This window comes from Sphingomonas sp. Leaf9 (assembly GCF_001421355.1).
Taxonomy (GTDB): Bacteria; Pseudomonadota; Alphaproteobacteria; order Sphingomonadales; family Sphingomonadaceae; genus Sphingomonas.
Genome location: NZ_LMKC01000002.1, coordinates 93,934 through 115,542, shown reverse-complemented (window position 1 = coordinate 115,542; position 21,609 = coordinate 93,934). Strand labels below are relative to the sequence as shown.

Here is a 21,609-nt window from a genome sequence, read left to right as displayed (position 1 = left end):
GACCCCGGCTCAAGGCCGGGGTGACGATGGAGCGCGTAATCAGCGCGGCGGCAGGGCGAAGGGATCGTCGCCCCGCGCCTTCGATTCGGTCAGCAGCTCGTCGCTGCGCGAGGGGCGCTGCTGCGTCGTCGGGTCGAGCAGTTCGCCCGAAGTCGGCTGCGTGGTCGCGCCATAGGGTGCGGGCGGCAGCGACGCGTTTTCCTGCGGATGCAGGTCGCGGCGCTGGCCGCACCCGGCCAGCGCGAGGGCGACGGCGAGGAGCGCGCCCCCCCGCATCACTGGCCCCGCGCGGCGGCGATGGCTTCGCGCACCCGTTCGGGCGAGGTGCCGCCGAAGCTCTTGCGGCTGGCGACGGAAGCATCGACGCTCAGCACGTCGAAAATGCCGCCATGGATGCGGTCGTCGATACCGGTCAGGTCGTCGAGGGTGAGACCATCCAGCCGGCAGCCCTTTTCCTCGGCCAGCTTCACCGCGCGGCCGGTGATATGGTGCGCCTCGCGGAACGGCACGCCCGCTTCGCGGACCAACCAGTCGGCGAGGTCGGTCGCGGTCGAAAAGCCGGTTTCGGCCGCCGCACGCATGCGTTCGGGGCGGAAGGTCGCGCTTTCGACCATACCGGTCATCGCCGCGATCGACAGCGCCAGCAGGTCGGTCGCCTCGAACACCGGCGGCTTGTCGTCCTGCATATCCTTCGAATAGGCGAGCGGCAGGCCCTTCATCGTCACCATCAGCGACGTCATGCAACCCATGATCCGCCCCGAATGGCCGCGCACCAGTTCGGCGGCGTCGGGATTGCGCTTCTGCGGCATGATCGAGCTGCCGGTCGACCATTGGTCGCTCAAGCTGACGAAGCCGAACATCTGCGATGCCCAGATCACGAATTCTTCGGCGAGGCGCGAGAGGTGCAGCGAGCATTGCACGGCTGCGGTCAGATATTCGATCGCGAAGTCGCGGTCGCTGACCGAATCGAGCGAATTGACCGTCGGCCCGGCAAAGCCCAGCGCCTGCGCCGTCGCATGGCGGTCGAGCGGGAAGCCGGTCCCGGCCAGCGCCGCCGAACCCAGCGGATTGTAGTTCAGCCGCGCGCGGCAATCGGCGAAGCGCCCGCGATCGCGCGCGACCATCGTGTGGTACGCCATCAGATGATGACCAAGCGTCACCGGCTGCGCGACCTGCAGATGGGTGAAGCCCGGCATGACGGTGGCGGCATGTTCCTCCGCGCGCACCAGCAACGCCGCTTGCAACTGCCCCAGCGCCGCATCGACCGCATCGATCGCGTCGCGGGTCCACAGGCGGAAATCGGTCGCGACCTGATCGTTGCGCGACCGCGCGGTGTGCAGCCGCCCGGCGACGGGGCCGATCTTTTCGGCCAGCCGCGCCTCGGTCAGCATATGGATGTCCTCGAGCGTCAGGTCGTCGGGGACGCCGTGTTCGGCATAGTCGGCGGCAACCGCCTCCAGCCCGCCCAGGATCGTCGCGACATCGGCGGCATCGACGATGCCCTGCGCGCCCAGCATCGTTGCGTGCGCACGGGACCCGGCGATATCCTGTCGCCACATCCGCTTGTCGAACGGGATCGACGCGTTTATCTCACGCATCACCGCCGACGGGCCTTCGGCGAAGCGCCCGCCCCACATGCTGTTGGAGCCTTCCATGCGCCCGGTAATCGCGCTTCTCCTTGGACTGAGCCTGTTCGTCGGCGCTTGCGATAAGCGAGCCGCCGCGCCGGAGCAAGCCGCCACGACCGACGACGGCACCGTGCCCGACGTCGCCGCCCCCGCCAATGACGCCGCGCCGGAAGCGGCGGGCAAGGTCGATCGCAGCCACAAGGGCGAGGCGATGCCGACGTTCGCGTTTCAGGACGCGGCGGGCAAGGGCGTGACGCTGGCCGATTTTCGCGGCAAGCCGGTGCTGCTGAACCTGTGGGCGACATGGTGCGCGCCATGCGTGCGCGAGATGCCGACGCTCGACGCGCTGGCCGCGCGCGACGGGGCGGCGCTGACCGTGCTTACCGTGTCGCAGGACATGGAGCCGGCCAAGGTCCAACCGTTCCTGACCGAGCGTAAGCTGGTGAACCTGAAGGCGTATCGCGATCCCGATCTGAAATTCTCGACCGGGATGGGCGTCAGCCTGCCGACGACGATCCTGTATGACACCGCCGGCAAGGAAGTGTGGCGGGTGACCGGCGGCATGGACTGGGCCGGCGCGGATGCCGCCAAGCTGATCGGCGAGGCGAAGGGGTAAGCAATCGCCAATTTCGTCATTCCCCGCGATGGCGGGGAATGACGATGAGGGATTACCGATCCGGGGCGCGGTCGGCCGGGGGCACACCGGCCCCCTCCCCTGACCCATCGTCGTCGAAATTCTCGCCCTGCCCGCCGCCGCCGGCATTCGCGCCGCTGCCATGCACTTCGCCATTGGGGCTGATCGTCGCGCGGTGGCCGGCTTCGGGCGGGATTTCGCGGCCGTCCGGCGCGGGCGCGATGCTGGCGGGCCGCGCCTCGGCGGCGGCCTGTCGCGCGGCGCGCTCGCGATCATATTCCTGGCCCGAATAGCCGGTCGGATTGTCGAAGGCGTTGTGCGGTTCGACCCGTTCGGGATCGACCTTCGGATGCGCGGGGGTGTTGGTCATGGGGCAAGGCTCCTTTGCCCCATCAACCCTTTCAGATCGTCGGCTGTTCCGGCACCACTGCATCGCGCGGTTCGAACCGGTCGCGCAGGCGCAGGCCGATGAACAACATCGTCGGCCAGAACATCGTGTTGACGATATCGAGCAGCGTATCGTCCCAGCGCCACGACCCGTAATGCAGCCGGTCGAGCACCTCGTTGCCCAGTTCGGCGAGCGCCACCACCGCCAGCGGGACCGGCGTCGACAAGCGGCGGCCGGTCAGCACACGGGTCAGCAGCAGGACCGCCATGCCGGCATGGACGTGCAACAGGCTGTCGGCCATGCCGGTGCCGTCGCCGATCGCCTGAATCAGCTGGGCATAGAGTGCGGGAATATCCATGCGCCATGCGATGGACCACCAGCGCCCCGACCTCAAGCGGGTTCAGTCGCGGTTGAGCCAGACGGTGATTTCGGGGTCGAGTACCGCCATCACGAAATAGGCGCCCGCCTGTTTCACCCGCGCCCACCAGCCCGACCGTTCGCGGTGCAGCGCGCGCGTCACCTGCTGCGAATCGGCGACCTCGCGGTCCATATAGGCGCGCATATGCGCGGCGAAGGCGGGGTCCTCCACCCGCAGCATCAGTTCCATGTTCAGGAACATCGACCGCATGTCGAAATTGGCCGAGCCGATATGCACCGCGTCGTCGGCGACGAACAATTTCGTGTGCAGCTTGGTCGGGCGATATTCGTAGAGTTCGGTGCCCTTGCGCAACAACCCGCGATAGGTGAAGCGCGCCGCCAGCAGTGCGATGGCATGATCGGTCTTGGCGGGCACCACGATGCGCAGCCGGGTTCGCCGGGCGGCATGGTCCAGCCGGCGGGTCATCAGCGGGCCGGGCGCGAAATAGGCGGCAATCATGTCGATCCGCTCGCCATGGCGGATTTCGTGCTTCACCGTCCGCGCCCAGGGCGACAGCCGCCGCGACGGGCCACCCAGCAGCCAGCGGATCGGGCCGCTATCCTCGCTCCAGTCGCGCAGCAGCTTCGACAATTTACGCAAGGGCGCGCCGGGCAGCGCGGTCCACGCCTTTAGCGCGTCGAAATACCCCGCCAGCCGCCCGGCGGCGGGCCCTTCGACGATCAGCCCCAGGTCGCGCCACGCCTGATCCGCGACCGTGCCGAAATAGGCATCCTCGATATTGAAGCCGCCGACGATCACGCGGGCGTCGTCGGCCAGCGCCAGCTTCTGGTGATTGCGCAGCAGGTAACGCCGCCCGATGCGTGGCACGAACACGCACACATCGCCGCCCGCCGCGCGGAGCGGTTCGAAGAAGCGGCGATTGGCCGCCGCCTCCGCGCCCAGCCCGTCGACGATCAGCGACACCCGCACGCCGCGCTTCGCCGCCGCGACCAGCGCGTCGCGGACCCGGACACCCGACGCGTCCTCTTCCCAGATGTAGAACAGGAACCGCAGCGACCGGCGCGCGCCGTCGATCAGCGCCAGCAACGCCGTCAGCCGCTCGGGCCCTTCGGTCAACAATGTCAGCCGGTTTCCCGCGACGGTAAAGGTCGGCTCGCTGGCCCCGATCATGTCCCCTCCCATTCGTTCGCAGGACGTAACGGCCGGCGGGTGGCCAAGTTTCATTGACTTTCCGAGCCGGCGTGCGTAGGCAGCACGCTTTCCGATACCCTCCGTTTTGCAAGGAAGGCGTTTCATGGCGCGCGTCACCGTCGAGGATTGCGTCGACAAGATCCCCAACCGTTTCGACCTGGTGTTGATGGCTGCCCAGCGCGCCCGCCAGATTTCGGGCGGTGCCGAACTCACCCTCGATCGCGACCGCGACAAGAACCCGGTCGTGGCGCTGCGCGAAATCGCCGAGGAGAACATCACTCCGGACCATCTGCGCGAATCGGTCATCACGTCGATGCAGAAGGTGCAGATCGACGACGAGGAAGCCCCGGACGAACTGGGTTCGCTGGCCGCATCGGCAGAGGCGCTGCGCCTTACGGCCGCTGCCCCGCCGCGCAACCAGAATGTCGGCGGCGACTACGACGGCTGAGGTTGTCGGGTTGTTGTGATACGAAAGGGCGGTCCTCCGGGGCCGCCCTTTTCGTTTGGGTGAGCCACTCAGCAAACCTAACCGTTCGTGCTGAGTAGGGGCTGAGCCTGTCGAAGACTCGTATCGAAGCGCTTGTCACGGTCCTTTGATACGCCATTCCGACAAGCTCAATGGCACCTCAGGACGAACGGATCGTACGGGGGTATCACTTTCTCACCCCCGCCGCGCGCCCGGCCGGCTGCCCAATGCGTCGAGCGCATCGGCATTGTCCCGCCCCCAGTCATAGAGCAGGTTCACCGGCTCGACGAACCGGCAGCCAAGCTCCGTCAGGCGATATTCGACCGCTGGCGGCATCACCGCCAGCACCTCGCGCGCGATCAGGCCGATCTCCTCCATCTCGCGCAGGGTCTGGGTCAGCATCTTCTTCGAAATGCCCGGCAGGCTGCGCAGCAGCACGCCGGTCCGCGCTGTCCCGCCATGGCGGGCGTGCAGCGTGTGCAGCACCATGCTGGTCCATTTGGTGGCGAACAGCGACAGCACGCGGCGCGGTGCGCAATCCTCCCGCCATTCCGCCTCGTCCGATCCGGGGTGCATGTTTACCTTTTGGTGCCTGGGGGTGGTGGGGGTGCCGTCTTTCGGCACGGTCGACGGGTTCCTAACTGGCCGACTCGACAAAGGAAAGGAAGTGACATGGCGACGAAGACGGCAATCGTGGCGGGGGCCAGCGGCATCATCGGCAGCGCGACGGCCGACCTGCTGGTACGTGAGGGCTGGACCGTCCACGGCCTGGCCCGCCGCCCGGTCGCGCAGGACGGCGTGCAGCCGCTGGCCGCAGACCTGCTCGACGCGGACGGTACGAAGGCGGCGCTGGCCGGGGTACAGGCCGATGCGGTGTTCATCACCACCTGGTTGCGGCAGGACAGCGAGGCGGAGAATATCCGCGTCAATGCAGCGATGGTCCGCAACCTGCTGGCCGCCCTGCCCGCCCCCGACCGGGCACGCCATGTCGCGCTGGTCACCGGGCTCAAACATTATCTGGGGCCGTTCGAGGCGTACGGACAGGGCAGCCTTCCGCAGACGCCGTTCCGCGAGGAACAGGGGCGGCTGCCGGTGGATAACTTCTATTATGCGCAGGAGGACGAGCTGTTCGCCGCTGCCGCACGCGACGGATCGACCTGGAGCGTCCATCGTCCCCATACCGTAATCGGCAAGGCAGTCGGCAATACGATGAACATGGGCACGACGCTGGCGGTCTATGCGACGCTCTGCCGCGAAACCGGGCGACCGTTCGCCTTTCCGGGGTCGGCGGCGCAGTGGCACGGGCTGACCGATATGACCGATGCGGGTTTGCTGGCCGAACATCTGCTCTGGGCCGCGGAGACGCCGGCGGCGCAAAACGAGGCGTTCAACGTCGTCAATGGCGACGTCTTTCGCTGGCAATGGATGTGGGGGCGGATCGCGCAGTTGTTCGGCGTGGAGCCGGCACCGTTCGACGGCACGCCGCGTCCGTTGGAACAGCAGATGGCGGACGACGCCCCGCGCTGGGCGGCGATCGCGGCCAAGCACGGGCTGGTCGAGCGTGACCTGACCCGGCTGGCCTCGCCGTGGCACACCGACGCCGATCTGGGCCGCCCGATCGAGATCGTGACCGACATGTCGAAAAGCCGGCGGCTGGGCTTTACCGGCTATCGCCCGACCGACGATGCGTTCTTCGCGCTGTTCGAACGGCTGCGCGCCGACCGCATCATTCCGTGAATGCGTCCGGGGACGGTTCGTCCGTCTCCGCCGCATTGGTCGAGGGTACGTCGCGCCGCCCCTTGAAGTTGGTGGCGATGACGTACCATTCCGACGAATCCTTGCGGCTCGCCGGCGGCTTGGCGTGCTTTACCGCCTGGAAATTACGCTTCAGTTCGGCGACCAGTTCGTTGTCGGCCCCGCCCGCCAGCACCTTCGCCACGAAATCGCCGCCGGGGCGCAATATCTCACAGGCGAACATCACCGCCGCCTCGACCAGCGCCATGGTGCGCAAATGGTCGGTCTGCGGATGGCCGACGGTGTTCGCCGCCATGTCGGACAGGACCAGATCGGCCTCCCCGCCCAGTTCCTCGCGCAGGCGATCGGGCGCGTGGTCCGCGAGGAAGTCCATCTGCAGGATCGTGACGCCGTCGATCGGGTCGACCGGCAACAGGTCGATGCCGACCACGGTGCATTCCGGCCGCACCTTGCGCACGACCTGCGTCCAGCCGCCCGGCGCAATGCCGAGGTCGACGACGCGCTTGACGCCGCGCAGCAGCTTGAAGCGTTCGTCCAGCTCGATCAGCTTGTACGCGGCGCGGCTGCGATAGCCCTCCGCCCGAGCCTTCTTTACATAGGGGTCGTTGAGCTGGCGTTCGAGCCAGCGCGTCGACTGGGCCGAGCGTGCGCGCGCGGTGCGTACACGTTGGCGTCCGGGGGGGCTTCCGCGGGTCATCGGGTTCCTGCCATCAATCGGCGCAGGATTCCTTCGCGAATCCCACGGTCGGCGACCCCTAGCCGTTCAGCGGGCCAGAGCGCCAGAATCGTTTCGAGGATCGCGCAGCCCGCGACCACCAGGTCGGCGCGCTCGCTGCCGATGCACGGCACCGTGCCGCGCTCCGCCAGGCTCATCCCCGCCAGCCGCTGGCTGACCGCCAGCATCGATTCGGCGGGCACGATCAGCCCGTCGATCTGCGACCGGTCGTAGGAGGCGAGACCCAGATGCACGCTGGCGAGCGTCGTCACCGTGCCGCTGGTGCCGAGCAGCCGGCGTGGTTCGTCGGTCTGCGGCAGGCGCTTGGCAAAGGGCGCGAAGCTTTCGGTCACGCAGGCGCGCATCCGGGCATAGGCACCCGAGGTCGTCGGCGCTTCCTTGCCCGCACCCAGGCTCTCGGTCAGCGACACCACGCCCCACGGTGCAGAATGCCAGTCGAGGACGCGCGGCACCGGCCCCGACGCGTCAAGCAGCACCAGTTCGGTCGACCCGCCGCCGATGTCGAATACCAGCGCCGGCCCGTCACCGGGTTCGAGCAGCGCATGGCAGCCGAGCACGGCCAACCGCGCCTCTTCCTCGGCGGTGATGATGTCGAGATGGATGCCGGTTTCCTCCAGCACCCGTTCGACGAACGCCGGGCCGTTGGTCGCACGACGACACGCCTCGGTCGCGACCGAACGGGCGAGCGTCACGTCGCGGCGTTTCAGCTTTTCGGCGCAGATTTTCAGCGCGGCGACGGTGCGGTCCATCGCGGCGTCGGACAGGCGACCGGTCGCGGCCAGCCCCTCGCCCAGCCGGACGATGCGCGAAAACGCATCGACCACCGCGAACCCGTCGCCCTGCGGCCGGGCGATCAGCAGCCGGCAATTGTTGGTGCCGAGGTCGAGCGCAGCGTAATGACGCGCGCCCGGCCAGCGCGGCCGCGCCGGCGAAGAAGCTGCCTTGCGAGGAGCGCCGCGCGCCCCCCGGTGCGGCAACCGGGCGGAGAGATCCCCCATGCCGTCACTCACTTATGTTCTATCCGTCACGGCCGAACGCCGCTCGGTGCTTGAACCCCAGACTAGCGAAGCCCGCCGTCCGCCACAAGGGATTGCGACGAATCGAGCGATTCGGCGTTGACATGCCCGGACAGTCGCCCTATCCGACCGCCCTCGCTGCGACGCTGCCCTGTCGTCTAAAGGTAAGACTACGGACTCTGACTCCGTTAATTGAGGTTCGAATCCTCACGGGGCATCCAGCGACACCTTCCGTTCGATCGATGATCCCGATGGACCCGGCGACCGTTCGGTCGCGCGATGGGCATGCCCCCTCGCCCCAATCAGGATGGATATTTCTTGAGCGCCAAAGTCTATCTGTCGGCCGATCGCCTGCTGGAAGATTCCTTCCGCCTCGCCAACCAGGTGTTCGATGCCGGGTTTCGCCCGACGCATATCGTCGGCATCTGGCGCGGCGGCGCGCCGGTCGGGATCGCCGTGCAGGAACTGCTGGAATATCGCGGCGTGCAGAGCGACCATATCGCGATCCGTACCGCATCCTATACCGGCATCGACCAGCAGGAGGCGGAGGTGCGCGTCTATGGCCTTGGCTATCTGGTCGATGTGCTGACGCGCGGGGATCGCCTGCTGCTGATCGACGACGTGTTCGATTCCGGCCGGTCGATCCGCGCGGTGCTGGCCGAGTTGCGGGACCGGTGCGGGGATCGCCTGCCGGACGAGCTGAAGGTCGCGACCGTCTATTACAAGCCGTCGCGCAACGTGACCGACCTCGCCCCCGACTTCTTCGTGCACCAGACCAGCGACTGGCTGATCTTCCCGCACGAGATCAACGGCCTGACCGAAGCGGAAATCCGCGCGCACAAGCACGGGGCCGATATCATCCTGCGCTGACGACGACGGGGCGGCGTTCAGCCGTCGGTCGGGCCGTGCCAGTCGATCCAGTGGCCATAGGCATGGCACGTCGCCAGATGCCGCGTGCGCCCGTCCGGGTAGGTGGTAAGCGTCAGGTGGACGGCATCGCGCGCCTCGGTCCATTCGAAGCCGATGCGGGCGATCGGCGTGTCGGCGGTGGCAAGCGCCTCGGCGACGGTCGCATGGGTGGCGGCATCGCAATATTGCAGCGACATCGCGTGGACGACCACTCGACAGGTGCCGGCGACGGCCGGCCGTGACAAGGCTTGTGGCAGCCAGTGGGCGATATCGTCGCGCTCCACCCGTGGCGGATGGGCGTGGGCAATCGCCAGCGCGTGGCGCAGCCGCTCGGCCCGCTCGGGCTGGTCGGCCCAGACATAGGCCATCAACCGCTCCTGCGCCGCCGGATCGCCGACGATCAGCGGCCGCAGGTCGACGCCGCGCGCGCTGACGATCTCGACCGGGCGGGCCAGCGGCGGGCGGCCGCGCCATTCGGGCGTGATCCGGACCGGCGACGCGGCATCACCGACACGCACCCCGCCCAGGTCGAACGCATAGCGGCCGAGATTGAGGTTCAGTCCGGCACTGGCGCCCAATTCGAGCAATTCGACCGGCAGATCGACGTCGGCGCGCAGCGTCATCAGCGCGGCCATGATCGCGGCGCTGCGGGCGACCTCGTTGGTCTGGGGCGGTTCGCGCATCCAGTCGGCGATGAAGGCATCGGCCTGCGCCATCGTATCGCCGATCACGCCGTCGAAATCGCCGGTACGCGTGGCGTATAGCGTCGACAGCGCGGGGCGATCCCCGCGCCGCGCCAGCGCGTGCAGCGCGCCGTTGAAGCGCATCGCCAATGCGTCAGCCGCCGGATCGCCCGGCCAGTCGTCGATCCGCCGCGCGGTCAGCGGCGCGCGGTGCAATTGTCGTTCACCGGCATCGAGGATCGCCGCGACGAAGGGGGAGCCCAAGGCGCGCACGACCTGCGCCTGCCGGGCCAATGGTCCTGCCATGATGATCAGAACGCATCCCAGTCGTCATTGGCGACCTTGAGCGGCGCAGGCTCGGGCGGGGTTACCCAGCGACGCTGCGACCGCTTGGGCTGCAACGGCGTGACATTCGCCGACGCACGCGGCGCGGGGGCGTCGGCAGTAGCCGGCGTATCGATCAAAAAGGCGGCGACCGACAGGGCCAGCGCCTCGGCCTCCTCGACCAGCTGGCGCGAGGCGGCGGAGGTCTGTTCGACCATCGCCGCATTCTGCTGCGTCATGGCGTCCATTTCGGCGATGGCGACGTTGATCTGGCCGAGGCTGGTCGCCTGATGATCCGACTGGCGCGCGATCGCGTCGATCGAGCCGCCGACCCCGGCCACCCGCTCGATGATCCGCGCCAGTGCCTCGCCGGTCTGCTCGACCAGTTCCACGCCGGCGCCGACATGGGTCGATGCGGCCTTCACCTTCGTCTTCACCTCGGTCGCGGCATCGGCCGAACGCTGCGCCAGCGCGCGGACTTCGGACGCGACGACGGCAAAGCCCTTGCCCGCCTCGCCCGCCCGCGCCGCTTCGATTCCCGCGTTCAGCGCCAGCAGGTTCGTCTGGAACGCGATCCCGTCGATCAGGGTGATGATCTGCGCGATCTCGTCGCTGGCCTGTTCGATGCCGTGCATCGCCGCAATCGCCTGTCGCACGACTGCATCGCCGCGCTCGGCCTCGCCGCGAGTCTCGGCCATCGCCCCGCTCGCCTCGGTCGCCGCGACCGCGCCTTCGCGGATCGAACGGGTTACGTCGTCCAGCGCGGAGGAGGATTGCTGCAACGCCGCCGCCTCGCGCTCGGTACGCTCGGCAAGGTCGGTGGCAGCCTGCGCGATCTCACCCGAATTCAGCTTGATCGAATCGACGCTGCCCCGGACATCGCCCAGCACCTGGGCAAGGCTGGCGGTGGCGAGGTTGAAATCGTCCGACAGCACGCGGAAGGCGGCGGGCACATCGGCCAGCCGCGCGGTCAGGTCGGCCTGCGACAGGCTGCGCAAGCCCCCGCCGATCGCGGTCATCGCCGCTTCGCGGTCGCGATCGTCGGCCAGCTTGGCCGTGGCGGTATCGCGGAATACCAGCACCGCGCGCGCCATGTCGCCCAGTTCGTCGGTGCGCCCCGCCGCGTCGACGGCGATGTCGTGGCGGCCATTGGCAAGGTCGGCCATCGCCTGGGTCAGCGTCGTGATCGGCCGGGCGATCTGCCGGCTGAGCAACCGTGCCAAGGTGACCGCGATCGCGATCAGCGCGATGCCGCCCACGACCAGCGCGATCAGCGCCATGCGGATCGCCCCCGCCTGATCGTCGGCATGTCCCGCCATCGCGTCGGTTTCGGTGGCACGCAGCGCGCGCAGCGGCAGCGCGATCTTGCTCACCAGCACCTTTGCCCCCGCGCCGCGCACTTCCTCCTGCGCGGCGTCGCGCTCGCCCGCCTTTACGCGCGCGATCAGCCGGTCGCCCCAGTTGCGCCGCCATGCCAGCGTCTCGCGCCGTGCCTCGGCCAGCTCGGCCTGTTCCGACGCGACCGTCAGCATCGCCGCCAGCTCGACCGCCGTCGCGTCGAACTCGACCCGCGCTTCCTCATAGGATTTGAGGTAGGTCGGGTCGCCGGTGACCAGAAAGCCGCGAAACTGGCTGTTCTGGCGGAGGATCGCGGTCTCCAGCGTCAATGCCTTCGCATAGACGTCCTGGCTGTGGTTGTTCCGCTCGGTCGTCCTGGCGATCATCAGGATGCTGGCAAGGAACACCAGCATGACCACCGCCGCCGAAGCGTTGATCGTCAGGAACGACAGGCCGAGCTTACGCGGTATCTTCATCGGAGCCGATCCGTTGGAAACAAAACAATCATGTCAGAACCGCGAGCGCAGCGTGATGCCGTAGGTGCGCGGTTCGGCGAGGTAGGAGGAGGTGATCGCATTGCCCGCGGCAAAGGCGGGCGATCCGAAGCGGGTCACCTGCGACACGCTGCCCGATCCCTGGAACGGGGCGGCGAAGGCGACCTGCTGATAATCGGTGTCGAGGATGTTCTGCCCCCAGAATTCGATCGCCCAGCGCTGTTCGGGACCGCGCAGGCCGATGCGGGCGTTCATCAGGAAGAAGCCGTCCTGCTCCTTTTCGGCGAACAGGTCGGACCCGGTGTTATAGTCGCTCGACAGGCGGCTATCGACGTAGAACAGCGCGGTCAGGTTGCGCGACACCGCCGGGGTCCACACCGCCGAATTGGTGATGGTATGGCGCGGCGCGTTCGACATCTGGTTGCCCGGGAGCAAGAACAGCGCAGCGTTCAGCGGCTCGCCCGATTCGCTGCCGACCAGGTTCCGGCGATATTGCGTGTGGGCATAGGTATAGCCGAGGTTGAAGGCGAGGTTCGGCGCGGGATAGGCGCCCGCCTCCAGCTCGAAGCCCTGCGTCACGACACCCGCGCCAACCTTTCCGGTGCAGCGGCCGGTGGTGGAATCATTGTCGCGATCGGCCCCGCCCAGCGCATCGCCGCACGAACTGATGTTCTGCACGATGAAGTTCGTGCCGTTGAACGTATTCAGCTGGAAATTGCGGAAGGCCGAACGGAACGCGGCCAGGTTCGCGGTGAACTTCGCCGCGCTGTACTTCACGCCGACTTCGAACGCCTGCACCGTTTCCGGGTCGAAGCGCAGGTTCGATGCGTTGGCGGCGGTCGGCGTGGCGAAGACGTTTGCCGTCAGGTCGGAACGATCGAGATTATAGCCACCCGCCTTGTAGCCACGCGCATAGGACGCATAGAGCAGGGTGCTGGGCACCGGCTTCCACGACAACACGGTCGTGCCCGTAACCTGGCCTTCCCGCAACGAATCGCGGATCGGCACGCCGGTCAGCGCGGCGGTCGAATTGCCGGTGCAGGTCAGCGTGATGATCCCCGCCGCCAGCGACCGCAGCGTCGCGTTGCTGCTGCCGAGCAGCGGGCGCAGCGCCGCCTGCTGCGCGGGGCAGACGGTGTTGTTGTTCACGAAGCTGGCGTTCAGCTGCTTGTGTTCGTTGGTGTAGCGCAGGCCGCCGGTCAGGCTGAGCGTGTCGGTCACCTTGAAGATATTATGGGTGAAGAACGCATAGTTGCTGCTGGTCTGGTCGTAAGTATCGCGGATGCTGCCAAGGTCGTTCAGCGTCGACAGGCGATCGATGCCGGCGATGATCGTGGGCCCCACCGCCGGGGTCAGCGCGGCACGACCCACCGCGCTCAGGCAACCCGACGCACGCGGGGTGCGCAGCGCCTCCAGCGGATTGATCGTCGCCACCAGGCGGCAGGCGGCGAAAGCACCGAAATCGGTCCCGAAGCGGAGATTGTCGGCGACCTGCAGCTTTTCATGGGCGTAATAGCCGCCGACCATCCAGTCGAGCCGGTTGCCGAACAGCCCGCCGCTCAGCCGCGTTTCCTGCGTAAAGGTGCGGAACTGGCGATAGGCGTTGCCGTCGTCGGCGCGGTAGCCGATGTCGACGCTGCCGTAATCGAGGTCGGCGGCACCCCCGGCCTTGTACTCGCGATAGGCGCTGATCGAAATCAGCTGCATGTTGGCAAAGGTCCAGCCGATCCGCGCCGAGCCGCCATAATCCTTGGTCACGTTGGAATAGGCGCGACCGCGCGAGTTCGCGATCTGGCGATTATACGGGTCGCCGTTGCTGGGCAGCACGCCGCCCAGGCTGCGCAGGATCGTGACGATGCGGTTCTGCGCGGCGGGAACATAGTCACCCGCGACGCCCGGCGTCGGATCGAGCTTTTCCTGCGTGTCGAGATAGACCGCGCCGCAACACTTTTCGTTGCGATAGGTATAGTCGCCGATCAGCCGGACCGAGAAATTGTCGACCGGTTTGAAGAACAGCTGCCCGCGCACGAAATAGCGGTTGCGGTCGTTATAGTCGGTGTCGTTGACGACATCGCGGTAGAAGCCGTCGCGCTTGGCGAACACGCCATCGACGCGGAAGGCCAGCTTGTCCTTCACGATCGGCCCGGTCAGCGCGCCGGCCAGACGGACGGCGTTGAAATTGCCGTAGGTCGCCTCGCCATAACCGCCGAAGTCGAACGAGGGATATTTGGTGTAGATGCTGATCGCGCCGGCCGACGAATTGCGGCCCGACAACGTACCCTGCGGCCCGCGCAGCACCTCGATCCGTTCGACTTCGCCCAGGTCGTTCAGGCCCGAACCCGTGCGGCTGCGATAGACGCCGTCGATGAACACCGCGACCGAGCTTTCGAGGCCGGGATTGTCGCCGACGGTGCCGATGCCGCGCAGGCGGGCGGTCGCGTTCGCTTCCGATCCGGTCGAGGAGACGATCAGCGACGGCGAGAGCTGCGCCATCTGGCGGATATCGGTCGCGCCCGAATTCTGGAGCGCGGCGGTGCTGTACGCGCTGACCGCGATCGGTACGTTCGACAGGCGCTGCGAACGGCGAGTCGCGGTGACGATGATGTCGGCGGTGTTGGCGGACTGCTCCTCGGTGGGCTTGGCATCCGCCTTGTCCCCGGCGGTGGGCACGACGCCCCGCAACCCCTGCGCCGAAACCGGTGCCGCCACCGTCACACAGGCGCTTGCCGCCAGCAAAAATCCGCTCTTACGCATCCCCGCATCCCCCCGGACCGATTGTCCTTAGCAGGGAAGGCTTAGGGTACAGGTGGATACCAGTTGGTTAACGCCGTGGTCGCGATCGAACATTGCCTGTCGCCGGCCACGCGCTACATCCGGTGCGGCATCGAAACGGGGTGGGACATGATCGTCGGCATTGACCTTGGCACCACCAACAGCGCCTGCGCCCTGTGGCGGGACGACCAGCCGGTCATGGTCCCGAACGCGCTGGGGGACTATCTGACCCCTTCCGCCGTCAGCATCGGCGACGATGACGCGGTGCTGGTCGGCCGTGCCGCGCGTGACCGGATGGCGACGCATCCCGACCGCACCGTCACCAGTTTCAAGCGGCGGATCGGCACGCGCGAAACCGCCCGGCTGGCGAAGCGCGACTATGATGCGGAGGCGCTGTCGGCGCTGGTTCTCGCCAGCCTGAAACGCGACGCGGAGGCGTTCACCGGCGACACCGTGACCGGCGCGGTCGTGACCGTTCCCGCCTATTTCAACGACCGCCAGCGCAAGGCGACCAGGCGCGCGGGCGAGCTGGCCGGGCTGCCGATCAAGCGGCTCATCAACGAACCGACCGCCGCCGCGCTCGCCTGTGGCATCGCCGACCGGGGCGACCGCGAACCCTTCCTCGTCTTCGACCTGGGCGGCGGCACGTTCGACGTGTCGATCGTCGAGATGTTCGACGGGGTGATCGAGGTGCGCGCCTCGGCCGGCGACAACCGGCTGGGTGGCGACGATTTCAACGATTGCCTGATCGACCTGACCCGCGCCGCGCTCGATCCCGGCGGGCTGCTTGCCAAGCTGCCGCCCGACCGTGCCACAGCGCTGATGGCGCAGGCGGCAGAACGGTGCCGCCGCGCGCTGAGCGAAGCGGACTCGGCCGACCTGTCGGTCACGGTGGGGGATACGGCGCTCAGCGTCCCCGTCACCGCCGCCGCGTTCGAGGAACATGCCGCCGCCTTGCTCCAGCGGATTCGCGAGCCGGTCCTGCGCTCGCTGCGCGACAGCAGCATTGCCGCCGCCGCCCTGTCCGAAGTCGTGCTGGTCGGCGGGGCGACGCGGATGCCGATCGTCCGACGTGCGGTCACCCGCATGTTCGGCCGCTTTCCCGCGACCACGGTGCATCCCGACCATGCCGTGGCGATGGGCGCGGCGGTGCAGGCCGGGCTGCTGGCGCGCGATGCGGGGCTGGACGAAATCCGGCTGACCGATGTCTGCCCGTTCACGCTGGGGGTCGACACCAGCGAACCCGACGGGCGCGGCGGCTTTCGCACCGGGCTGTTCTCGCCGATCATCGAACGTAATTCGGCGGTGCCGATCAGCCGGGTGTCGAGCTTCTCGACGGTCGTCGACAACCAGCGCCGGGTGCAGTTCGGCATCTATCAGGGCGAAGCGCGTGAGGTCGCAGGCAACGTCAAGCTGGGCGAGGTGACCATCGAGGTTCCCCGGCGTCCGGCGGGTGCCGTGTCGATCGAATGCCGCTTCAGCTATGACAGTTCGGGATTGCTGGAAGTCGACCTGGCCGTCCCGGAAACGGGCATGACCCGCAACCTGGTGATCGTCGACGACGAGGACGCGCCCGACCCCGCCGAGATCGAGAAGCGCCGCGCGGCGCTGGCCGCGCTGAAGGTCCATCCGCGCGACGATGCGGTCAATGCCGCGCTGATGGCACGCGCACGACGGGCGTATGAATCCTTTCTCGGCGACACCCGCGCCGCGATCGGCCAGATGCTCGGCCAGTTCGAAAGCGTGCTGGCGACGCAGGACGAACGATCGATCGCAGAGGCGCGCACCGCGTTCGGCGCGGCGCTCGACCAGATCGAAGGCGAACGGTTCCTGTGAAATACGGCATCTGGGCGACCCTCGACTGCGACCCGACGACGGATCGCGGGACGATTCGCCGCGCCTACGCCGCACGGTTGAAGGCAATGGACGTCGATGCCGACCCCGACGGGTTCGCCGCGCTGCGCGATGCGCGCGACGCCGCGCTGGCGCGTGCCGCCGATCCGGACGCGGCAGTGGCGGTCGAACCGGTCGTCGCTGACGAGTCCCCCGCGCCGGAACCCGAGCGCGAACCCGAAGTCGACGCGCTGGCGGAGGCGATGAATGCGCATTTCCATGCGCTCGAAGCCCTGCTGTTCCCCGGCCACGATGCGCCGTCGACGCCCGACGAGCTGGCCGACATTGCCCATCACGGCAGCGCGTTGCTGGCCGATCCGCGACTGGAACAGGTCGATTTCGCCGCCGGAGCGGAGCGCTGGTTCGCCGAGACGCTGGCGGCGAGCGTGCCCCGCAGCGACCCGCTGCTCGAACCCGCTGCGGCGGCGTTCGGCTGGATCGACCGGCGCAACGACTATGCGCTGTCTGCCGATGCGCAGGCGATCGTCGAGCGGATCGGGGCGACCCGGTTCGTCGCGCTGCTCGACGATCCCCGGCATCGGTTTCATCGGGCATGGCGCGAACTGAACCGCAGCGGCGCCCGGCGCGGCGTCTTCCGGAACCCCATGGGGCCACGACGCGACCTGCTGAAAGCGATCCGCGACCGGTTCCCGATCGCAGAAGGCTGGCTGGACCCGCAGCGGGTGGCGGAGGTCGACGCCGCCAAGCCACGGACGGGGTTTTCGATCTGGATGGCGATCATCGCAATCACCGTGGCGTTGCGGATCGTGGCGGCGATCGTCGCGGCACCGGATGCACCGCCCGGGATCAGCTATTCCGCCGATCCGAACGTCATCGCGCGCGATGTCGCGGGCCTCGACCTGGAGGGCGTCGCGGCGATCAATCCCGATCTAGCCGACGCGATCCGGACGACGGCCTTCGGAATCCACAGCAAGCGTGACGAGCGGAGCGGGCAAGCGATCCGGGAGCTGTCGCGGTCGCGCCTGCCATCGGGCCTGGCCCGTGCGGACGATGCGTTGCTGCGCGACATCGCCCGGTTCGAGATCGATGCGAAACAGGCGATCGCCGTGCTCAACCCGCCCGGCTGCGGCGAGCTGACCTTCCCGGCGGACGACGGGCTGCTGACCTGGAACACCCGCCCACGACAACAGCCATTGCTCCACCGCGTGATGCTGGCATCCGATGGCCGCCCCACCCGCTTCGACGATCGGTTCCGCGTGTCCGGCAAGACTATCGCGGACATGCTGCGCCATACCGATCTTCCCGAAGACCGGCTGCGGGGTGCCCTGTCGCTGAAGGGCACGCCCGGGGATGTCTGCAGCGCCAGCATCGCGCTCAGGAAATCCGCACTGGCGCAGGGCAAGGCTGGCATGGCGATCCTGCGCGCCATGCAGCCCAAGGTCATCGACGCACCGAACGGGCGATAACGGCGCGCGGCGGCGCACTTTCCCCCGCCGCCACAACCCGATATAGGGCGGCGATGACCGCGCAGACGATTACCCTGCCCGCCGACTGGCGCGACTTTCTGGCCCTGACCAAGCCCCGGGTGATGACGCTGGTCGTCTTTACCGGGCTGTGCGGGATGCTGGCGGCACCGGTGCCGATCCACCCGGTGCTGGGCTTTACCGCCGTGCTGTGCATTGCGCTCGGCGCCGGCGCGGCGGGCGCGCTGAACCAGTGGTACGAGGCCGATCTCGACGCGAAGATGAAGCGGACACAGGGCCGCCCACTGCCCGCCGGCCGCATGGACCGCGAATCGGCGCTGCATTTCGGCGTCGGCCTCGCGATCTTCTCGGTCGTGCTGATGGGGTTGGCGGTGAATATCCCCGCCGCGATCATCCTGACCGTCTCGATCCTGTTCTACGTGCTGGTCTATACCGTGTGGCTGAAGCGTCGCACGCCACAGAACATCGTCATCGGCGGGGCGGCGGGCGCGTTTCCACCGCTGATCGGCTGGGCGGCGGCGACCGGCGATGTCGCGCTGCTGCCGTTCCTGCTGTTCTGCCTCGTGTTCCTGTGGACGCCGCCGCATTTCTGGGCATTGGCGCTGTTCGTGAAGACCGACTACGCCAATGCCGGCGTGCCGATGCTGCCGGTGGTGGCGGGCGAACGGGTGACGCGGACGCAGATCGGGCTCTACACGATTCCGATGGCGGCCGTTGCCGTCGCGCCGTGGCCGCTGGGGCTGACCGGAGCGATCTATGGCATCGCCGCCTGCCTGCTGACTGCCACCTTCGGCGTACTGGCGGTGCAGGTCGCGACGCGCTCGACCGGCCAAGACGACAAGATGAAGCCCGAAAAGCGGCTCTTCGCCTTTTCGATCCTGTATCTCTTTGCAATGTTCGGCGCGCTGGTCGCCGACCGGTGGGTATTGGCATGAGCGAACACGACGACCGGATTCGGGCCCGCCAGCGCGAGCGGGCCAAGGTGATGGCGTGGCTGCTCGGCGCGTTCGTCCTGCTGATGTTCGCGATCACCATCGTCAAGATCCGGGCCGGGATGGGCGCATGACGCGGAACCTGCGCACCGCCCTGTTCGCCGCCGCCGCCGTGGTCGGCATGACGGGCGTGGGGTTCGCCAGCGTTCCGCTCTATCGCATGTTCTGCCAGGTGACCGGTTTCAACGGCACCACCCAGCGGGGACAGGAAGCACCCGGTGGCATCGGCGACAAGGTGGTGGTCCGGTTCGACACCAACACCAACCCGGCGCTCGGCTGGGAATTCAAGCCCGAACGCGCATCGGAAACGGTCGATATCGGCGCGCGCGACATGGCCTTCTTCACCGCGAAGAACGTGTCGGGCCGCCCGGTGACGGGCACCGCGACCTTCAACGTGACGCCCAGCCAGGCGGGCAAATATTTCACTAAGATCCAGTGCTTCTGCTTCACCCAGCAGACGCTCCAACCCGGCGAAAAGATACGGATGCCGGTCATCTTCTTCGTCGATCCCAAGATGCTGGCCGATCCGGACGCGAAGGACATTCGCGCGATCACGCTGTCCTATACATTTTACCCGGTGGATTCGGCCGCGACGAAGAGCTAGGATCGCGCGCAAACACGTGCCAGCATAGGCGCGACGCATAATAGGGACGGATGATGGCAGGCGCGAAGAATCACGATTTTCACATCCTGCCCCCCAGCATCTGGCCGCTGGCAAGCTCGATGGCCGCGCTCATGCTGGCGGCGGGCGGCATCATGTGGATGAACGAAGCGGCGCTGGGCGGCCTGGTTTTCGGTGCCGGGCTGATCGCCACGCTCTCCTGCATGGGCTTCTGGTGGGCGGACGTCATCCGCGAGGCGAAGGCGGGCGACCATACGCCGGTGGTGCAGTTGCACCTGCGCTATGGCATGATCCTGTTCATCGCGTCCGAGGTGATGTTCTTCGTCGGCTGGTTCTGGTCGTGGTTCGATTTCTCGCTGTTCCCGGCTGCGGTGCAGTGGAGCCATGACGGCGGCACCGCGCTGATCGAGGCAGGCGATACCGCCGTCACCGCGCAGTGGCCGCCCGCCGGCCTCGAAGTGTTGAACGCCTTCGAACTGCCGCTCCTCAACACCTTCATCCTGCTGCTGTCGGGCACGACCGTGACCTGGGCGCACCATGCGCTGATCCACAACCAGCGCGGCGGCAAGCTGAAGGGCCTGTGGGGCGCGATCGGCGTGGGTGAGAATGACGGCGTGAAGAAGGGGCTGTGGCTCACCGTCCTGCTCGGCGCGCTGTTCTCGTGCATCCAGGCCTATGAATACATGCACGCGCCGATGCCGTTCAAGGGGCTGAACTATGGTGCGGCCTTCTACATGGCGACCGGGTTCCACGGTTTCCACGTGCTGGTCGGCACCATCTTCCTCGCCGTCAACCTGATCCGCGCGTACAAGGGTGACTTCACGCCCAAGCAGCATTTCGGCTTCGAAGCGGCCGCGTGGTACTGGCACTTCGTCGACGTGGTGTGGCTGTTCCTGTTCGTCGTCATCTATGTCTGGGGCGGCTGGGGCGCACCGATCCATGGTGGCTGATGCCTGAGCAGACGGGCGCGGACGGTCCCGCGCCTTTCGATTGCGGCGTGCGCGGCCTGTGTCCGCGGTGCGGGGCCACGACCTTGTTTCGTGGCCCCGTTGCCTTTGCCGACCGGTGCAGCGGCTGCGCGCTCGATTTTACCGCGTTCAACGTCGGCGACGGGCCAGCGGCGTTCCTGACGCTGATCCTGGGCGGGATCGTCACCGTCCTTGCCATCTGGCTCGACCTGAAGGTCGGGCCGCCATGGTGGGTGCATGTCGTACTGTGGGTCCCGTTGACCATCGGCGGCGTCGTCGGATCGCTGCGGGTGGCCAAGGGCATGTTGCTCGCGCTCGAATATCGCAACGCCGCGCGCGAAGGGAAGATCGACCCCCGGCCATGAAACGCCTGCCCATCCTCCCCACCCTGCTCGTCCTGCTTGCCGTTGCCGCCATGGTCGCGCTGGGTGTGTGGCAGTTGCAGCGCCGCACCGAAAAGGCCGCGCTGATCGCCCGCGCCGTCGCCAATCTCGACCGCCCGGCCCAGCCGCTGCCGGCACGGATCACCGACGACCTGCTGTTCGCGCGCGTCACCGCGAGCTGTGCGCGGGTCGATGGCTGGACGATGGGCGCCGGCCGCACCGCCACTGGCGTTTCTGGCTATCGCCATATCGCCGCCTGCGTCTCGCCCACCGGGCAGCGCTTCGGCGTCGACATGGGCGTCGCGACCGATCCGAAGCTGCGCCCGGTCTGGACCGGCGGCGCGGTGGCAGGCACGCTCAGCCATGCACCGGGCGGGCCGACGCTGCTCGACCGGATAGCAGGCAACGTCGCGCCGCCTGCGCCGATGATCGTGTCGGACACCGCTGCCCCCGGCCTGTCGCCCAGCCGCCGGCCCGATCCGGCCAGTCTGCCCGACAATCACCTGGGCTATGCGATCCAATGGTTCGCCTTCGCCTTGGCCGCGGTCATCATATACTTGCTGGCACTTCGTCGCCGCAGCCGCTAACCGGCA

At 67.7% G+C, this 21,609-nt stretch carries 23 protein-coding genes and 1 tRNA gene; 13 read left to right on the top strand and 11 right to left on the bottom strand.

Going from position 1 to position 21,609, the window contains the following annotated elements:
* Positions 1 to 39: 39 nt before the first annotated feature.
* Positions 40 to 276: a lipoprotein gene (locus tag ASE58_RS04660; RefSeq protein ID WP_055818360.1), complete on the bottom strand. Its 237-nt coding sequence runs from the start codon at positions 274 to 276 to the stop codon at positions 40 to 42.
* The gene (gene argH, locus ASE58_RS04655; protein WP_055818358.1) at positions 276 to 1,637 is read right to left on the bottom strand and encodes an argininosuccinate lyase; all 1,362 of its coding nucleotides are present in this window, start codon (positions 1,635 to 1,637) and stop codon (positions 276 to 278) included. Before argH ends, ASE58_RS04660 begins: the two co-directional genes overlap by 1 nt.
* A gap of 16 nt (positions 1,638 to 1,653) precedes the next feature.
* Between argH and ASE58_RS04650 the strand changes: the two genes are divergently transcribed.
* Positions 1,654 to 2,244, top strand: a complete 591-nt coding sequence (locus tag ASE58_RS04650; protein WP_235513493.1) for a TlpA family protein disulfide reductase — start codon at positions 1,654 to 1,656, stop codon at positions 2,242 to 2,244.
* A 52-nt stretch (positions 2,245 to 2,296) separates the two neighbouring features.
* On the opposite strand, the gene ASE58_RS04645 is transcribed toward ASE58_RS04650, so the two are convergent.
* From ASE58_RS04645 to ASE58_RS04635, 3 genes are read right to left on the bottom strand one after another with little or no spacing between them, the layout of a single operon-like run.
* On the bottom strand, positions 2,297 to 2,632 hold the full coding sequence (locus ASE58_RS04645) for a hypothetical protein (RefSeq protein ID WP_055818354.1): 336 nt from the start codon (positions 2,630 to 2,632) through the stop codon (positions 2,297 to 2,299).
* Positions 2,633 to 2,663: 31 nt separating this feature from the next.
* Entirely contained in the window at positions 2,664 to 3,008 is a 345-nt protein-coding gene (locus ASE58_RS04640; RefSeq protein ID WP_055818353.1) for a hypothetical protein, read from the bottom strand.
* A 42-nt stretch (positions 3,009 to 3,050) separates the two neighbouring features.
* Positions 3,051 to 4,199 (bottom strand): phospholipase D-like domain-containing protein, encoded by a 1,149-nt coding sequence (locus tag ASE58_RS04635; RefSeq protein ID WP_055818351.1) that lies wholly within the window; start codon positions 4,197 to 4,199, stop codon positions 3,051 to 3,053.
* Positions 4,200 to 4,323: 124 nt separating this feature from the next.
* Here ASE58_RS04635 and rpoZ point away from each other — a divergent pair, with 124 nt between their 5' ends.
* Complete coding sequence (rpoZ, locus tag ASE58_RS04630) at positions 4,324 to 4,668, top strand: DNA-directed RNA polymerase subunit omega (RefSeq protein WP_055758348.1); 345 nt, start codon at positions 4,324 to 4,326, stop codon at positions 4,666 to 4,668.
* A gap of 213 nt (positions 4,669 to 4,881) precedes the next feature.
* Here the strand turns inward: rpoZ and ASE58_RS04625 are convergent, their stop codons facing one another.
* Positions 4,882 to 5,262 (bottom strand): winged helix-turn-helix transcriptional regulator, encoded by a 381-nt coding sequence (locus ASE58_RS04625; RefSeq protein ID WP_055818349.1) that lies wholly within the window; start codon positions 5,260 to 5,262, stop codon positions 4,882 to 4,884.
* Between the two features lie 96 nt (positions 5,263 to 5,358).
* Between ASE58_RS04625 and ASE58_RS04620 the strand changes: the two genes are divergently transcribed.
* Positions 5,359 to 6,423 carry an SDR family oxidoreductase gene (locus tag ASE58_RS04620; RefSeq protein ID WP_055818347.1) on the top strand — a complete coding sequence of 355 codons (1,065 nt, stop codon included), beginning with the start codon at positions 5,359 to 5,361 and terminating at the stop codon, positions 6,421 to 6,423.
* Here the strand turns inward: ASE58_RS04620 and ASE58_RS04615 are convergent.
* Together ASE58_RS04615 and ASE58_RS04610 are read right to left on the bottom strand one after the other, a co-directional pair.
* On the bottom strand, positions 6,413 to 7,138 hold the full coding sequence (locus ASE58_RS04615; RefSeq protein WP_055818344.1) for an RlmE family RNA methyltransferase: 726 nt from the start codon (positions 7,136 to 7,138) through the stop codon (positions 6,413 to 6,415). The two genes, ASE58_RS04620 and ASE58_RS04615, sit on opposite strands and share 11 nt — an antisense overlap.
* Positions 7,135 to 8,175: a Ppx/GppA phosphatase family protein gene (locus tag ASE58_RS04610; RefSeq protein WP_055758331.1), complete on the bottom strand. Its 1,041-nt coding sequence runs from the start codon at positions 8,173 to 8,175 to the stop codon at positions 7,135 to 7,137. Before ASE58_RS04610 ends, ASE58_RS04615 begins: the two co-directional genes overlap by 4 nt.
* 165 nt (positions 8,176 to 8,340) lie before the next feature.
* Here ASE58_RS04610 and ASE58_RS04605 point away from each other — a divergent pair.
* A tRNA-Gln gene (locus ASE58_RS04605) sits at positions 8,341 to 8,414 on the top strand.
* 97 nt (positions 8,415 to 8,511) lie between these two features.
* Positions 8,512 to 9,063, top strand: a complete 552-nt coding sequence (locus ASE58_RS04600; RefSeq protein WP_235513492.1) for a phosphoribosyltransferase — start codon at positions 8,512 to 8,514, stop codon at positions 9,061 to 9,063.
* Between the two features lie 17 nt (positions 9,064 to 9,080).
* Here ASE58_RS04600 and ASE58_RS04595 read toward each other — a convergent pair whose 3' ends face one another.
* Genes ASE58_RS04595 through ASE58_RS04585 form a run of 3 tightly spaced genes read right to left on the bottom strand, consistent with a single transcriptional unit; the run spans position 9,081 to position 14,695 of the window.
* Positions 9,081 to 10,091, bottom strand: a complete 1,011-nt coding sequence (locus ASE58_RS04595) for a DUF2332 domain-containing protein (RefSeq protein ID WP_055818342.1) — start codon at positions 10,089 to 10,091, stop codon at positions 9,081 to 9,083.
* A 5-nt stretch (positions 10,092 to 10,096) separates the two neighbouring features.
* Positions 10,097 to 11,923, bottom strand: a complete 1,827-nt coding sequence (locus ASE58_RS04590; protein WP_055818340.1) for a methyl-accepting chemotaxis protein — start codon at positions 11,921 to 11,923, stop codon at positions 10,097 to 10,099.
* A 33-nt stretch (positions 11,924 to 11,956) separates the two neighbouring features.
* Positions 11,957 to 14,695: a TonB-dependent receptor gene (locus ASE58_RS04585; RefSeq protein WP_055818338.1), complete on the bottom strand. Its 2,739-nt coding sequence runs from the start codon at positions 14,693 to 14,695 to the stop codon at positions 11,957 to 11,959.
* A gap of 63 nt (positions 14,696 to 14,758) precedes the next feature.
* Between ASE58_RS04585 and ASE58_RS04580 the strand changes: the two genes are divergently transcribed.
* Genes ASE58_RS04580 through ASE58_RS04550 form a run of 8 tightly spaced genes read left to right on the top strand, consistent with a single transcriptional unit; the run spans position 14,759 to position 21,603 of the window.
* Positions 14,759 to 16,549 carry an Hsp70 family protein gene (locus tag ASE58_RS04580; RefSeq protein WP_327196325.1) on the top strand — a complete coding sequence of 597 codons (1,791 nt, stop codon included), beginning with the start codon at positions 14,759 to 14,761 and terminating at the stop codon, positions 16,547 to 16,549.
* Positions 16,546 to 18,033 carry a hypothetical protein gene (locus tag ASE58_RS04575; RefSeq protein WP_055818336.1) on the top strand — a complete coding sequence of 496 codons (1,488 nt, stop codon included), beginning with the start codon at positions 16,546 to 16,548 and terminating at the stop codon, positions 18,031 to 18,033. The genes ASE58_RS04580 and ASE58_RS04575 overlap by 4 nt, the downstream gene beginning before the upstream one ends.
* A gap of 53 nt (positions 18,034 to 18,086) precedes the next feature.
* A complete protein-coding gene (locus ASE58_RS04570; protein WP_055818334.1) occupies positions 18,087 to 18,986 on the top strand; it encodes a heme o synthase in 900 nt (299 codons plus the stop codon).
* The gene (locus ASE58_RS18420) at positions 18,983 to 19,117 is read left to right on the top strand and encodes a hypothetical protein (RefSeq protein ID WP_268794971.1); all 135 of its coding nucleotides are present in this window, start codon (positions 18,983 to 18,985) and stop codon (positions 19,115 to 19,117) included. The genes ASE58_RS04570 and ASE58_RS18420 overlap by 4 nt, the downstream gene beginning before the upstream one ends.
* Positions 19,114 to 19,647, top strand: coding sequence for a cytochrome c oxidase assembly protein (locus tag ASE58_RS04565; protein WP_055818332.1), 534 nt, complete (start codon positions 19,114 to 19,116; stop codon positions 19,645 to 19,647). The genes ASE58_RS18420 and ASE58_RS04565 overlap by 4 nt, the downstream gene beginning before the upstream one ends.
* Positions 19,648 to 19,700: 53 nt before the next feature.
* Positions 19,701 to 20,615 carry a cytochrome c oxidase subunit 3 gene (locus ASE58_RS04560; protein ID WP_055759266.1) on the top strand — a complete coding sequence of 305 codons (915 nt, stop codon included), beginning with the start codon at positions 19,701 to 19,703 and terminating at the stop codon, positions 20,613 to 20,615.
* Positions 20,615 to 20,998: a DUF983 domain-containing protein gene (locus tag ASE58_RS04555; protein WP_055818330.1), complete on the top strand. Its 384-nt coding sequence runs from the start codon at positions 20,615 to 20,617 to the stop codon at positions 20,996 to 20,998. Before ASE58_RS04560 ends, ASE58_RS04555 begins: the two co-directional genes overlap by 1 nt.
* The gene (locus ASE58_RS04550) at positions 20,995 to 21,603 is read left to right on the top strand and encodes an SURF1 family protein (RefSeq protein WP_055818328.1); all 609 of its coding nucleotides are present in this window, start codon (positions 20,995 to 20,997) and stop codon (positions 21,601 to 21,603) included. Before ASE58_RS04555 ends, ASE58_RS04550 begins: the two co-directional genes overlap by 4 nt.
* Positions 21,604 to 21,609: the final 6 nt, after the last annotated feature.

What these genes read in the sequence shown, in the direction of transcription:
- ASE58_RS04660 (WP_055818360.1), bottom strand. Translation starts at nt 276, where the DNA reads ATGCGGGGGGGCGCGCTCCTCGCCGTCGCCCTCGCGCTGGCCGGGTGC.
- argH (WP_055818358.1), bottom strand. Translation starts at nt 1,637, where the DNA reads ATGTGGGGCGGGCGCTTCGCCGAAGGCCCGTCGGCGGTGATGCGTGAG.
- ASE58_RS04650 (WP_235513493.1), top strand. Translation starts at nt 1,654, where the DNA reads ATGCGCCCGGTAATCGCGCTTCTCCTTGGACTGAGCCTGTTCGTCGGC.
- ASE58_RS04645 (WP_055818354.1), bottom strand. Translation starts at nt 2,632, where the DNA reads ATGACCAACACCCCCGCGCATCCGAAGGTCGATCCCGAACGGGTCGAA.
- ASE58_RS04640 (WP_055818353.1), bottom strand. Translation starts at nt 3,008, where the DNA reads ATGGATATTCCCGCACTCTATGCCCAGCTGATTCAGGCGATCGGCGAC.
- ASE58_RS04635 (WP_055818351.1), bottom strand. Translation starts at nt 4,199, where the DNA reads ATGATCGGGGCCAGCGAGCCGACCTTTACCGTCGCGGGAAACCGGCTG.
- rpoZ (WP_055758348.1), top strand. Translation starts at nt 4,324, where the DNA reads ATGGCGCGCGTCACCGTCGAGGATTGCGTCGACAAGATCCCCAACCGT.
- ASE58_RS04625 (WP_055818349.1), bottom strand. Translation starts at nt 5,262, where the DNA reads ATGCACCCCGGATCGGACGAGGCGGAATGGCGGGAGGATTGCGCACCG.
- ASE58_RS04620 (WP_055818347.1), top strand. Translation starts at nt 5,359, where the DNA reads ATGGCGACGAAGACGGCAATCGTGGCGGGGGCCAGCGGCATCATCGGC.
- ASE58_RS04615 (WP_055818344.1), bottom strand. Translation starts at nt 7,138, where the DNA reads ATGACCCGCGGAAGCCCCCCCGGACGCCAACGTGTACGCACCGCGCGC.
- ASE58_RS04610 (WP_055758331.1), bottom strand. Translation starts at nt 8,175, where the DNA reads ATGGGGGATCTCTCCGCCCGGTTGCCGCACCGGGGGGCGCGCGGCGCT.
- ASE58_RS04595 (WP_055818342.1), bottom strand. Translation starts at nt 10,091, where the DNA reads ATGGCAGGACCATTGGCCCGGCAGGCGCAGGTCGTGCGCGCCTTGGGC.
- ASE58_RS04590 (WP_055818340.1), bottom strand. Translation starts at nt 11,923, where the DNA reads ATGAAGATACCGCGTAAGCTCGGCCTGTCGTTCCTGACGATCAACGCT.
- ASE58_RS04585 (WP_055818338.1), bottom strand. Translation starts at nt 14,695, where the DNA reads ATGCGTAAGAGCGGATTTTTGCTGGCGGCAAGCGCCTGTGTGACGGTG.
- ASE58_RS04570 (WP_055818334.1), top strand. Translation starts at nt 18,087, where the DNA reads ATGACCGCGCAGACGATTACCCTGCCCGCCGACTGGCGCGACTTTCTG.
- ASE58_RS18420 (WP_268794971.1), top strand. Translation starts at nt 18,983, where the DNA reads ATGAGCGAACACGACGACCGGATTCGGGCCCGCCAGCGCGAGCGGGCC.
- ASE58_RS04565 (WP_055818332.1), top strand. Translation starts at nt 19,114, where the DNA reads ATGACGCGGAACCTGCGCACCGCCCTGTTCGCCGCCGCCGCCGTGGTC.
- ASE58_RS04560 (WP_055759266.1), top strand. Translation starts at nt 19,701, where the DNA reads ATGGCAGGCGCGAAGAATCACGATTTTCACATCCTGCCCCCCAGCATC.
- ASE58_RS04555 (WP_055818330.1), top strand. Translation starts at nt 20,615, where the DNA reads ATGCCTGAGCAGACGGGCGCGGACGGTCCCGCGCCTTTCGATTGCGGC.
- ASE58_RS04550 (WP_055818328.1), top strand. Translation starts at nt 20,995, where the DNA reads ATGAAACGCCTGCCCATCCTCCCCACCCTGCTCGTCCTGCTTGCCGTT.